At 70.2% G+C, this 12,247-nt stretch carries 11 protein-coding genes and 1 pseudogene; 4 read left to right on the top strand and 8 right to left on the bottom strand.

Translation table 11 applies throughout. The annotated features are described in order from the left end of the window. Together MEICH_RS27800 and MEICH_RS0105120 are read right to left on the bottom strand one after the other, a co-directional pair. Positions 1-303 (bottom strand): annotated as a pseudogene (locus MEICH_RS27800) (EamA family transporter); the annotation flags it as partial. Between the two features lie 138 nt (positions 304-441). Beyond that, entirely contained in the window at positions 442-2,037 is a 1,596-nt protein-coding gene (locus tag MEICH_RS0105120; protein ID WP_036218338.1) for an alkaline phosphatase D family protein, read from the bottom strand. A gap of 80 nt (positions 2,038-2,117) precedes the next feature. On the opposite strand from MEICH_RS0105120, the gene MEICH_RS0105115 reads away from it, so the two are divergent. The 3 genes from MEICH_RS0105115 (at position 2,118) to MEICH_RS23690 (ending at position 4,992) form a co-directional block, all read left to right on the top strand. Next, on the top strand, positions 2,118-3,254 hold the full coding sequence (locus MEICH_RS0105115) for an ArgE/DapE family deacylase (protein ID WP_027891718.1): 1,137 nt from the start codon (positions 2,118-2,120) through the stop codon (positions 3,252-3,254). Positions 3,255-3,403: 149 nt separating this feature from the next. After that, positions 3,404-4,363 (top strand): threonine ammonia-lyase, encoded by a 960-nt coding sequence (locus tag MEICH_RS0105110; protein ID WP_027891717.1) that lies wholly within the window; start codon positions 3,404-3,406, stop codon positions 4,361-4,363. Beyond that, the gene (locus MEICH_RS23690) at positions 4,360-4,992 is read left to right on the top strand and encodes a GntR family transcriptional regulator (RefSeq protein WP_051303920.1); all 633 of its coding nucleotides are present in this window, start codon (positions 4,360-4,362) and stop codon (positions 4,990-4,992) included. Before MEICH_RS0105110 ends, MEICH_RS23690 begins: the two co-directional genes overlap by 4 nt. 296 nt (positions 4,993-5,288) lie before the next feature. On the opposite strand, the gene MEICH_RS0105100 is transcribed toward MEICH_RS23690, so the two are convergent. Beyond that, positions 5,289-5,720, bottom strand: coding sequence for a universal stress protein (locus MEICH_RS0105100; protein ID WP_027891716.1), 432 nt, complete (start codon positions 5,718-5,720; stop codon positions 5,289-5,291). Between the two features lie 125 nt (positions 5,721-5,845). Here MEICH_RS0105100 and MEICH_RS0105095 point away from each other — a divergent pair, with 125 nt between their 5' ends. Then, positions 5,846-6,958, top strand: coding sequence for a type IV pilus twitching motility protein PilT (locus MEICH_RS0105095; protein ID WP_027891715.1), 1,113 nt, complete (start codon positions 5,846-5,848; stop codon positions 6,956-6,958). A 278-nt stretch (positions 6,959-7,236) separates the two neighbouring features. Here the strand turns inward: MEICH_RS0105095 and trpD are convergent, their stop codons facing one another. The 5 genes from trpD to trpE all read right to left on the bottom strand — a co-directional run bounded on the left by trpD (position 7,237) and on the right by trpE (position 12,187). After that, positions 7,237-8,238, bottom strand: a complete 1,002-nt coding sequence (trpD, locus tag MEICH_RS0105090; protein WP_027891714.1) for an anthranilate phosphoribosyltransferase — start codon at positions 8,236-8,238, stop codon at positions 7,237-7,239. A gap of 17 nt (positions 8,239-8,255) precedes the next feature. After that, positions 8,256-9,077: a glycosyltransferase family 2 protein gene (locus tag MEICH_RS0105085; protein ID WP_027891713.1), complete on the bottom strand. Its 822-nt coding sequence runs from the start codon at positions 9,075-9,077 to the stop codon at positions 8,256-8,258. Between the two features lie 35 nt (positions 9,078-9,112). After that, positions 9,113-9,691, bottom strand: coding sequence for an anthranilate synthase component II (locus tag MEICH_RS0105080; protein ID WP_027891712.1), 579 nt, complete (start codon positions 9,689-9,691; stop codon positions 9,113-9,115). Further along, entirely contained in the window at positions 9,688-10,692 is a 1,005-nt protein-coding gene (gene trpS, locus MEICH_RS0105075) for a tryptophan--tRNA ligase (protein ID WP_027891711.1), read from the bottom strand. The genes MEICH_RS0105080 and trpS overlap by 4 nt, the downstream gene beginning before the upstream one ends. A 79-nt stretch (positions 10,693-10,771) precedes the next feature. After that, on the bottom strand, positions 10,772-12,187 hold the full coding sequence (gene trpE, locus MEICH_RS0105070; RefSeq protein ID WP_027891710.1) for an anthranilate synthase component I: 1,416 nt from the start codon (positions 12,185-12,187) through the stop codon (positions 10,772-10,774). Between the last annotated feature and the right edge of the window lie 60 nt (positions 12,188-12,247).

Raw genomic sequence — 12,247 nt, 5'->3', positions numbered from 1 at the left:
GGTCACGCCCGCCACCGGCGCGGCCAGGCCCATCTGCCCGGCGGTGAAGGCCCGGTACAGCGACAGCAGGCCCAGCGCCCCCGAGGCCCCCGCCAGCGCCGCCCAGCCCACGTCGCCCGCGTGGAAGGTCTCGCCGCGCAACAGGGCCAGCAGGGTGAACAGGAGGAGCCCGGTGGCCGAGACCAGCACGGTGACGGCGTAGGGGTGGGCCCGCCTCGAGGCCAGCCCCCCGCTGAAGTCCCCCGCGCCCCAGGAGGCGGCGGAGAGCAGCCCGAAGCCCACGGCCAGCAGTTCGGCGTTCATCCGGGCAGTTTACCGCGGGTCATACCGGATTCAAAAAGATAGTCGTCCAGCCCAAAGACTTTCAGCGGCTATCTTTTTGAATCCTCGAGCACCCCCTCCGGCCGGGCCGGTTCGGCGCCGGGCTGACCGAACCGGGCATCACTCCCGCACGTCGCGCAGGCCCCTGCCGTCGAAGCGCACCCGCCGCGCCAGCCGCCGGTTGGCGTAGGCGTGGTTTTGGGTCTTGTCCACGCTGTAGAGGCTGTAGGTGGCGTGCTCGGGGGTGAGCTCGAGCACCGCGTAGCCGTTGAGCTCGCCCTCGAAGAAGTGCAGGTGGCGGTTGAAGGCCTCGATGAGCGCGTTGCCGGGCCAGGGGTAGCCCATGCGGCCCAGGGCCTCGCGGGGCGGGGGGCTGCTGAGGCCGGGGGCCATGAACTCCGCGCCGCGCACCGGGCCGCGCCCGTTGAAGCCGGGGCGAATCAGCCCGGCCAGCGCCGCGTGCAGGTCGCCGCTGAGCACCAGCAGGTTGTCGCCCACGAGCTGCTCGAGCAAATACTGCCGCTCGGCGGCGTAGCCGTCCCAGCCGTCGGCGTTGATGGCGATGGAGCCCGAGCGCAGGGGCGAGAACATCACCGCACTCGCCAGCCCGCGCCAGCGGGCCGGGCTCGAGGCGAGCCCCTCGAGCAGCCAGTGCCGCTGGGCCTCGCCCAGCATGCTGCGGTCGGGGGCCTCGAGCGCGGCGCAGGAGGCCAGGGTGCGCTGGCCGTTGCCGCCCTCGCCGCAGGGGTGGGGCGAGCGGTAGGAGCGGGTGTCGGTGGCGAAGAGCTCGAGCAGCCCCCCGAAGCGGAAGCTGCGGTACTGGGTCATCTGGGCGTGGGGGTGGGCGGCGGTAAGGTCGGGGGTGATGCGGGCGGGGACGTACTCGAGCCAGGCCTGCTGGGCCTCGAGCTTGAGCCGCTTGAGCCGCTCGGGCTGGCCCCGGTAGGGGTGGTCGGGGGCGCCGGGGGCGTCCTGGGCCGCGTCCCAGTAGTAGTCGTTGGCCATCTCGTGGTCGTCCCACAGGAAGACCCAGGGGTGCGCGGCCAGGGCCATCTGCAAAAAGGGGTCGGAGCGGTAGGCGCGGTAGATGGCGCGGTAGTCGGCCAGGTTCACCGCCAGGTAGCTGCCGCTGGGGAGGCGGTAGCTGCGGTCGGGGAAGCGCAGCCTGCGCCAGCGGGGGTCGGCGGAGGTCTCGTAGATGAAGTCGCCCAGGTGCAGCACCGCGTCGAGGTTCTCCCGCGCCAGGTGGGCGAAGGCCCCCCAGTAGCCGCTGGTGAACTCCTGGCAGGTCACCAGCCCGATCCGCAGCAGCGCAGGCGTCTCGCCGGGGGCGGGCAGGGTCCGGGTGCGCCCCACGGGGCTGTAGACCCCCCGGTAGCGGAAGCGGTAGAGGTAGGCGCGGCCCGGCTCGAGCAGCCCCGAGAGGTCGGTGACGCTGGTGAAGTCGTTCTCCGGGCGCGGCTGCACGGCGGGCCCCGAGAAGCGGGGCGCGGCGAAGGCGGGGTCGGCGGCCTCGGTGATCTCGAACTCCAGCCCCTCCCCCTCCTGCCAGACCTCGGGGGCCAGGCGGGTCCACAGCACCACCCCGCTGTCGCTGGGGTCGCCGGAGGCCACCCCCAGGGGGAAGTGGGCGAGGGTTTCGGGGCCGCTCTGCGCCGTGCCCAGCCCCAGCAGGCCCGCCCCCAGGCCCAGCACTTCGCGCCGGTTGAGCTTCATCCCCAGCATCCTACCGGGATGCGTCCCGGGTGCATGAGGCCACTGACGAGTCTGTATACGATTTTGCTGTATCGTATACCATGACCCCTGCCCAGGAACTCCTCCGCCGGCTGGTCGCCGTCAACTCCGTCAACCCCGACCTGGTGCCCGGCGCCCCCGGCGAGGGCGAGATCGCCCGCTTCGTCGCCGGCTGGTGCCGGGAGCAGGGCCTCGAGGTGCACTGGCTCGAGGCCACCCCGGGCCGCCCCAGCGTGGTCGCCGTGGCCCGCGGCACGGGCGGGGGCCGCTCGCTGCTGTTCAACGGCCACCTCGACACCGTGGGCGTGGCCGGGATGGCCGAGCCCTTCCAGCCCCGCGCGGAGGGGGGCCGCCTCTACGGGCGGGGCGCCTACGACATGAAGGGCGGGGTGGCGGCCATGCTGTGGGCCGTGGCCGAGGCGAGGAAGCTGGGCCTGCGCGGGGACGTGGTCGCCGCCTGCGTGGCCGACGAGGAGTACGCCAGCCTGGGCAGCTTCGAGCTGGTGGGGGCCGGCTTCCGCGCCGACGCCGCCGTCGTCACCGAGCCGAGCGAGCTCGAGGTGGTGGTCGCGCACAAGGGCTTCGTGTGGCTGGAGGTCGAGACCCACGGGGTCGCCGCCCACGGCTCGATGCCGGAGCTGGGCGTGGACGCCATCGCCCACATGGGCCGGGTGCTGGTGGCGCTCGAGCAGCTCGGGCTGCGCCTGCGCTCCGGCCCCGCCCACCCCCTGCTGGGGACCCCCTCGCTGCACGCCTCGCTGATCGAGGGCGGCCAGGAGCTCTCCAGCTACCCCGCCTCCTGCAAGCTCGCCCTCGAGCGCCGCACCGTCCCCGGCGAGAGTGCCGAGAGCGTCGAGCGCGAGGTGCGGGAGGTGCTGGGGCGCCTCGCCGCCGAAGACCCCGCCTTCCGCTACAGCCTGCGGAGGGGGCTCGAGCGCCCCCCCCACGAGCTCCCCGGATCCGAGCCCATCCTGGGCGTGCTGCGGGCCAAGGCGCGGGCGGAACTCGGCCACGAGCCCGAGGTCAAAGGCCGCCCCTTCTGGACCGACTGCGCGGTGCTCTCTACGGCCGGCATCCCCACGCTGCTCTTCGGGCCGCGCGGGACCGGGGCGCACGCGGCCGAGGAGTGGGTGGACCTGGACTCGGTAGAGCGCTGCGCCCGCGTCTACCTCGAGACCGCCCGCGAGTTCTGCGCTTGAGAAGACGTCGATGGTCGATGGTCGATGGTCGATGGTCGATGGCCGATGGCCGATGGCCAAAGCGTTTTGCGTCTTGCGTTTGGCGTTTTGCGTTTAGCTATCGGCTATCAGCTATCGACGTCCTTCGCAGCAAGTCCATTGGAGGAACCATGAGTTCAAGAATCTCCCCACAAGCCATCGAGGCCGCCAGCCGCAGCATTGACCCCGTGTTCCTGAACTCGCCGCAGTTTTTGGCCGAGTCCCTTTCGGCGGAGTTGGGGGTCGAGGTGGTGGTGAAGGTGGAGACCGTCAACCCCATCCGCTCCTTCAAGGGCCGGGGGGCCGACTGCTTCATGCAGTGGCACGTGGAGGCTAGGGGCCCCGCGCCGGTGGTCTGCGCCTCGGCGGGGAACTTCGGGCAGGGGATGGCCTACGCGGCCCGCAAGCACGGGGTGCCGCTCACGGTCTTCGCCTCGGTCAACGCCAACCCGCTCAAGCTCGAGCGCATGCGCGCGTTGGGCGCCGAGCTGCGGCTGGAGGGGGAGGACTTCGACGCGGCCAAGCTGGCCGCCAAGGCCTACGCCGCGCACGGCGGCGCGGTCTTCGTGGAGGACAGCCGCGACGTGGAGCCCACCATCGGGGCGGGGACCATCGGCCTCGAGCTGCTGCGCTACCCCCAGCCCCTCGACGCGCTGCTGGTGCCGCTGGGCAACGGGGCCCTGCTGGCGGGGATCGGGCACTGGGTCAAGGCCCAGCGCCCCGAGGTGGAGGTGATCGGGGTGTGCGCGGCGGGGGCCCCGGCCATGGAGCAGTCCTGGCGCAGCGGCCGGCTCGTGACCTACGAGCGCATCCACACCATCGCCGACGGCATCGGCGTGCGGCTGCCCGTGCCCGAGGCCCTCGAGGACCTGCGGGGCGTGGTGGACGACATTCTATTGGTCGAGGACGCGGTGACGCTGGAGGCCATGCGCCGGCTGCACCGCCACTTGGGGCTGGTGGTCGAGCCCTCCGGCGCGGTGGGGGTGGGGGCGTTGCTGGCCCACGGCGAGCGCTTCCGGGGGCGGCGGGTCGCGACGGTGCTGTGCGGGGGCAACCTCACGCCCCAGCAGGTCAGGGAATGGCTGGGATGAGCCGCGCCCCCCGCCGCGCCGACGTGTACGCGCTGCTGCTCGAGCAGATCCTCGAGGCCGCCCTCCCCCCCGGCAGCCGCGTCGTGGAGTCGCGCCTGGCCGAAGAGTTGGGCATCAGCCGAACGCCGCTGCGCGAGGCGCTGTTCCGGCTCGAGCGCGAGGGCTTCGTGCGCCACGACCTGGCGCGGGGCTTCAGCGTGCAACCCCTGAGCGAGCAGGAGGTGGAGGAGGTCTACCCCATGCTCTGGACCCTCGAGGGGCTGGCCCTGCGCTCCAGCGGCGCCCTGGTGGCGTCGGTGCTGCCCGAGCTCGAGCGCCACAACCAGGCCCTGGCCCAGGCCACCCAGGACCAGGCCCGCCGGCTCGACGCCCTCTGGCACCGCACCCTCCTCTCCCGCTGCCCCAACCAGCGCCTGCTGGGCACGCTCGAGGGCCTGCGCCGCACCGTGCAGCGCTACGAACGCCTCTACATGCAAGACCCCACCCTCATTGCCCTCTCGGTCGAGCAGCACCGCGAGGTCGCCGAGGCCCTGCGCCAGGGGGATGTGGATAAGGCTGTGGATAAACTGGCGGTCAACTGGCGCTTCGGGATGGAAGCGGTGTTGCTGAAGCTGCGGCAGGGAGTATGAACGGGGTGCATAGTGTCGATGGTCGATGGTCGATGGTCGATAGCCGATAGCCCATAGCTGATAGCCGAACGCCGAACGCTAAACGCCGGGCGCGGGTCGTACGTCGTACGTCCTACGCCGTACGCCAAACGCAAAACGCCAAACGCGAAACGCCAGACGCCTTGTCACCCCCCTTAACAAGGGGGGCTGGGGGGGATAAACCCTCCCCGCGCGCGGGGAGGGACGGGGTGGGGCAACCATGAGCCACGAGCTGATGGCTGACTGCTGATAGCTGAACGCTGACGGCTGCTAGCTCTTCACCGGCTCCGCACTACCAGCACGGGCCGGTTGGTGCGGTGCAGCACGCCTTCGGTCACCGAGCCCAGCAGAAGCTTGTCGATGCCGGTGCGGCCGTGGGTGCCCATTACCAGAAGGTCGTAGTTCTTGGCCTCGTCGACGATGGTGGCGGTGGCGTTGCCCTCGCGCAGTTTGCCGCTCGAGGGCACCCCGGCTTCCTTGGCTAGCTTTTCGGCCTCGCTAAGCGCGGCCTGGCCCACGGTCTTGAGGTCCTGGACGAGCTCTTGGATGTAGGCGCCGCTCTCGGGGGCCATCCACAGGCCGGTGGGGTTCTCCAGCACGTACAAGAAGGTGACCTCCGCGCCGAGGGTCTTGGCGACCTCGAGGCCCTCCCGGATCGCCGCCAGGCTGCAGGCGCTTCCGTCGGTCGGCATGAGCACGCGTTTGTACATTTTCCCTCCTCCTGAAGCCTACTCAGGCTCCTCGCCGGGGCTCCCTTTGTGTTCTGAGTGTAGAGCGGAAGATCGGTGACGAATGTACCAGGAATTATGAAAAGGCCTGTCAGACTGAACGAGGTATGACCTTTCAGGAGATGCTCGCCAGCATTGTCGCCCAGGGTGCTTCGGATCTGCACCTGCACGTGGGATTGCCGCCCATGGTCCGTATCCACGGCCGGCTGACCCCCCTAGGCCAGACCAAGCTCCCGCCCCAGTACACCGCCTCGCTGGTGGACGTGCTGTGCACCCCACAGCACAAGCAGCGTTTCGAGGAGCGGCACCAGGTGGACCTGGCCTACAGCCTGCCCGGGGTGGCCCGTTTCCGCGTCAACCTCTTCAAGCAGCGAGGCTCCATCAGCGTGGTGATGCGCGTGATCAACTCCGACGAGGAGAAGCTGAAGATGTGCGCGCTCACCCAGGAGAACCTGGACTTCTTCTCCAACCAGGAGAAGGGGCTGGTGCTCGTCACCGGGCCTACGGGCTCGGGCAAGTCCACGACGCTGGCGCGCGTCCTCGAGGAGATCAACACCCGCCACGCGGAGATGATCGTCACCATCGAGGACCCCATCGAGTACCTCTTCAAGCCCAAGCGCTCGATCATCGTGCAGCGCGAGCTGGGCAGCGACACCCTGGGCTTCCACGAGGCCCTCGTCGCGGCCATGCGCCAGGACCCCGACACCATCATGATCGGGGAGATCCGCGACCACGAGACGGCGGCGGCGGCGCTCGAGGCCGCCCAGACCGGCCACCTGGTCTTCTCCACCATGCACACCCAGGACTCGGTGCGCACCATCAACCGCCTGCTCGACCTCTTCCCCCCGCACGAGCGCGACGTGGCCCGCATCCTCTTCGCCGAGAGCCTGGTGGGCATCATCTCGCAGAAGCTTTTGCCCCGCATGGGCGGCGGCCGGGTCGCGGCGATGGAGATCCTCAAGGGCACGCTGCGCATCCGCGACATGATCAAAGACCCCGAGCGCACCTCCCAGATCTACGAGGCCATCCGCGAGTCGCGCCTCGACGGCATGCAGACCTTCGACGACCACCTCGCCGACCTCTACCGCGACGGGCTCATCGACTACGAGACCGGTATGGTCAACGCCACCAGCCGCCAGCACTTCAAGGTGCAGGCCATGAAGATCGACCAGGAGCGGGGGACCTCGACGCCGAGCCTGGGGTTGACGCAGATCTTCTGACGTCGATAGTTGAGCGCCGAACGCTAAACGCCAAACGCTAAATGCCAGTCGTACGTCCTACGTCGTACGTCGTACGCAAAACGCAAGACGCGAAACACCTTTCGTAGGGGCGGGCCCCCGTGCCCGCCCCGCCTCTGGCCCCGCTACGAGCCTTTTGCCTTTGGCCCTCGACTCCAGACCCTCGACGTCCCCTGGCTATCGACATATCGACCATCGACGTTTTGCGTATTGCGTTTTGCGTTAGGCGTTCGACGTTGGGCGTTCGACCATCGACATCTTCAACCCTGCGTGAAGCGCACCAGGCGCTCGAGCAGCTCCAGTCCGGCGCCGCTGTCGAGCACTTCCTGGGCCAGGGCGACGCCCTGGGCGATGCCGGGGGTCTTGCCGGTGATGTAGAACGCGGCCCCGGCGGTGAGGGCTACGGCGTCGCGGCGGGGGCCGCGTTCCTGGCCACAGAGGATGGCGCGGGCGGTGACGGCGTTCTCCTGGGGGGTGCCGCCGGTGATCTGGTCGTAGGTGGCGCCGGGCAGGCCCACCTCGGCGGGGGTAAGGCTGTAGCGGCGCACCGAGCCGTTGTGGAGCTCGGCGAGCTGGTTGTTCCACAGCCCGAAGTCGTCGAGGCCGTCGCCGTGGACCACCAGCGCGGCCTCCGCGCCCAGCTTGCGCGCGGCGTTGGCGAAGGTCTCGAGTAGGGCCGGGGTGTACACCCCCAGCACGTAGTGGCTGGCGTAGGCGGGGTTGGTGAGCGGGCCCAGGATGTTGAACACCGTGCGCACGCCCAGCTCGGCGCGCACCGGGGCCACGTGGCGCATGGCGGGGTGGTGGTTGCGGGCGAAGAGGAAGCCGATGCCCAGCGCCTCGATGCCCTCGGCCACCCGCTCCACCGGGGTGTCGAGCCGCACGCCCAGGGCCTCGAGCAGGTCGAAGGACCCCGAGCGCGAGGAGGCCAGGCGGTTGCCGTGCTTGGCGACGGCCACGCCGCCCGCCGCCACCACGAAGCAGGAGGTGGTGGAGATGTTGAAGGCGTCGGGGGCGATACCCCCGGTGCCCACGATGTCCACCAGCGGCTTGCGCGAGACCCGGATCGTCACCGCCGCCTCGCGCATCCCCTCGGCGAAGCCGGTGATCTCCTCGAGCGTCTCCCCCCGCACCCGCAGGGCCACCAGCACGCCGGCCATCTGCGCCGGGGTCAGCTCGCCCGCCATGATCCGGCCCATCAGGGCGCGGGCTTCTTCCTGGGACAGCGGTTCACCGGATAGGGCTTTCTTCAGTACGTCCATAGCTCTCCCGACAGGGCTCAGGCCTGCTGGCCGCTCGGCGGCGGGTCGTAGCGCGTCTCCCAGGCACCCCAGGCATAGGCCAGCTCGTAGTCGCCGGTGTAGCCCAGCAGGCCCTTCATCCAGGGCAGGGTGGTCATCTTGAGCACGAGCTGCGCCGGGTGCACGCCCAGCTCGAGCGCCAGCTTGGGGTCTTTGTGGTAGCGGGCGATGCGGGCGGCCTGGGCCCCGGCCTGGCGGGCCTTGAGCAGGTCGCGGGCGGGGGTGGGGCCGAGGTGCTTGGCCTGGGCCTGGGGCAGGTAGCGCAGCGGAATCCCGGCCCTCGCGAGCCGGTAGCCGAACTCGAGGTCCTCCCCGCCGTAGCCCTCGAGCCACTCCGCGAAGCCCCCGACCCGCTCGAAGAGGGCGCGCGGCATCCCCAGGGCAACCCCGTTGACGTTGTTGAAGCCCACCCGCCCGAGGCGCAGGGCCGGTTTCCAGGCGTGCCCTTCCCTGAAGCGGAAGCCGCCCAGGTAGACCGCGCCCTCGCGGGCGAAGGCCTGGCGGAAGGCCTCGAGCCAGCCCGGCTCGGGCACCACGTCGTCGTCGGAGAAGATCAGGTGCTCGCCCTGGGCGGCGGCGGCCCCCCGGTTGCGCTTGCGCCCGGCGCTGCCGGCCTGGGGGTCGTGGAGGGTGCGCAGCGGGTAGGGCGGTCGGTACTCGTCGAGGAAGGTGTAGGGGTGCGGCGTGCTGCCGACGAGGACCACCTCGAGCCCGCCCTGCCCCTCGAGGGCGCGGAGCTTGGCCTCGAGCAGTTCCCGCCGGTCCTCGGCCGGGTGGAGGGGGACGATTACGGAAATCATTGCTGATAGCTTATAACCCTTGCCGATAGCGTTGGCTACCGGCATATCTCCAGGAAATTCGCCAGCATCTGCTTGCCGCCTTCGGTCAGGACCGACTCGGGGTGGAACTGCACCCCGAAGGTGGGGTAGTCGCGGTGCCGCAGGCCCATCACCGTGCGGCCTACCGGCTCGTCCACCCAGGCGTTCGCCTGCAGCTCCTCGGGCAGGTCTTCCACCACCAGCGAGTGGTAGCGGGTGGCGGTAAAGGGGGTGGGCAAGCCGGCGAACACCCCGCTGCCGTCGTGCTCGATGGCGCTGGTCTTGCCGTGCACGATGAGCCTGTGCCGCACCACCCGTGCCCCGAAGGCCTCCCCGATGCTCTGGTGGCCCAGGCACACACCCAGGATGGGGTACTCGGGGGCGTAGCGCCGGATCAGCGGCACCGAGAGCCCGGCCTCCTTGGGCGTGCAGGGGCCGGGGGAAACCACGATCCCGTCGGGGTCGAAGGCGGCGACGTCCTCGAGCGCGAAGCGGTCGTTGCGCCACACCGTGAGAAGGGCGCCCAGCTCGCCCAGGTACTGCACCAGGTTGTAGGTGAAGGAGTCGTAGTTGTCGATCATCAGGATCCGCTTCATGCCGCCCCTCCCAGGTAGTCCAGGTGCATGCGCTCCTTGACCCGCGCCAGGGTCTCCCGCGCGACGGCCCGCGCCTTGCGGGTGCCCTCCATCAGGATTTCCAGCACCTCGCCGGGGCGGGCCTCGAGCTCGGCCCGCCTCGCGCGCAGGGGCTCCAAGAAAGCGTTGGCCCCGGCGGCCAGCTCGCGCTTGCAGGCCACGCAGCCCCGCGCCCCCGAGCGGCACTCCGCCGCGACGGTCCCGAGCTTTTCCCGGTGGAACAGCCCGTGGTACTCGAACACCGTGCACACCTCCGGCCGGCCGGGGTCGCCCAGGCGCTGCTTCTGCGGGTCGGTGAGGGCGCCGGCCACCTTGCGGGCAATCTCTTCGGGCGCGTCGGACAGGAACAGCGCGTTGCCCAGGCTCTTGCCCATCTTGGCGTCGCCGTCGAGCCCCCGGACGCGGGCGGTGTCGAGCACGCGGGCCTGGGGCTCCTTGAGGGTGGGCCCGTAGATCTGGTTGAACTTGCGCACGATCTCGCGGGTCTGCTCGAGCTGGGGCAACTGGTCATCGCCCACCGGCACCAAGTCGGCGTCGAAGGCGGTGATGTCGGCGGCCTGCGAGACGGGGTAGCCCAGGAAGCCGTAGGTGACCGAGTGCCCGAACAGCTCGCGCTTCTGGGCGATCTCGCTCTTGACGGTGGGGTTTTGCTGGAGCCTCGAGATCGTCACCAGGTTGCCGTAGAACACCGTCAGCTCGGCGATTTCGGGGATCAGCGACTGGATGAACAGCGTCGAGCGCCGGGGGTCTAAGCCGCTGGCGATGAGGTCGTAGGCCACCTCGAGCACCATCGCCCGCACCTTCTGCGGCTGGTGGAAGTTGTCGGTGAGGGCCTGCACGTCGGCGATCATGACGAAGGTCTCGAAGTGGTCCTGGAGCTCGGCGGTCTGTTGGAGCATCCCGAAGTAATGACCGACGTGCAAGCGGCCCGTGGGGCGGATGCCGGTCAGGATGCGCTGCATGCCGGCCCCCTCGCGTGCCCCAGACCCCGCCGTAGGGACGACGCGCGCGTCGTCCCTACGGACCCCGCGAACCTGGCGCTCATAACCCCTCCTCGGCCATCTGAACGGCCCTCAACATGGCTTTGGCCTTGCTCAGGCACTCCTGATACTCGCTGGTGGGGTTGGAGTCGTAGACCACGCCCGCCCCGGCCTGGATGTGGATTTGTTCGTTGGCTACCACGATGGTGCGCAGCGTCAGGGCCACGTCCATGTGGCCGTCGTAGGCCACGTAGCCGAAGCTGCCGCCGTAGGCGCCGCGGCGGGAGGGCTCGAGCTCCTCGATGATCTCCATGGCCCGGATCTTGGGGGCCCCCGAGACCGTGCCCATCGGCAGCACCGAGGCCAGGGCGTCGAGGGGGCTCTTGTCCTCGCGCAGCTCGCCCTCGACGGTCGAGACGATGTGCATGACGTGCGAGTAGTTCTCCACGCTCATGAGCTGGGTGGGGCGCACCGTGCCGTAGCGGCAGACCCGGCCCAGGTCGTTGCGGGAGAGGTCCACGAGCATGACGTGCTCGGCCCGCTCCTTCTCGTCGGAGAGGAGCTCGGCGGCCAGGGCCTCGTCCTCGGCGGCGTCCTGCCCCCGGCGGCGGGTGCCGGCGATGGGGCGGGTGACCACCTTCCGCCCGTCGGAGCGCAGCAGGCTCTCGGGGCTGCACGAGACCAGCGTGACCTCGCCGAGCTCGAGGAAGCCCATGTAGGGGCTGGGGTTGACCGAGCGCAGCGCCCGGTAGACGGCGAAGGGGTGCACGTTGAGCGGCGCCGACATCCTCAGGCTGGGCACCACCTGGAAGACGTCGCCCGCGCGGATGTACTCGAGCGCTTTCTCCACCATGGCCTCGTATTCGGCCTGCGTGACGTTGTGGCTGAACTCCAGCCGCCGCCCGGCCCGCTCGCCGGGCACCCCCGGCATGGGGCCGCCCAGCTTCCTCTCGGCCCAGGCGATGCGCTCCAGGGCGTCGGCCCTCGAGGCCGCGTCCCCCTCCTCCGCCGGGGCGACGAGGTGCATCTGCTGCTTGAACTGGTCGAAGACCACCAGCACCTCGGGCTCGACGAAGAGCAGGTCGGGGATGCCCAGCAGGTCGGGCTTGAGCGCGGGCAGCTTCTCGTAGTGGCGGATCAGGTCGTAGGCGGCGTAGCCCACCGCGCCGCCCCAGAAGATGGGCAGGTCGGGGTCGGGCCGGGTGGGGCGGTGGATGGCCTCGTAGAGCGTGCGCAGGGGGTCGGAGGCCGGGACCGGCTCGCCGTCCACGGTCATCACCCCGTCCTTGAGCCGGAAGGTGCGCCGCGCCCCGATGCCCACGAAGCTCCAGCGCGCCCAGGCCTTGCCCCCCTCCACCGACTCGAGCAAAAAGCTCGGGGTGGTCTTCTCCGAGAGCTTGAGGTAGGCCGAGACGGGGGTCTCGAGGTCGGCCAGCAGTGTCTTCTTCACCGGAACGGTGGGTCGGGTCTGCTCCATCGTGCGCATCTGTGCTCCCTTCGCCAAATAAAAAAAGCCCCTAGGTCGAAACGCCCTAGG

Source organism: Calidithermus chliarophilus DSM 9957 (assembly GCF_000430045.1).
GTDB lineage: Bacteria > Deinococcota > Deinococci > Deinococcales > Thermaceae > Calidithermus > Calidithermus chliarophilus.
The sequence above is the reverse complement of the archived record's forward strand: the minus strand, read 5'-3'. Positions and strand labels throughout refer to the sequence as shown.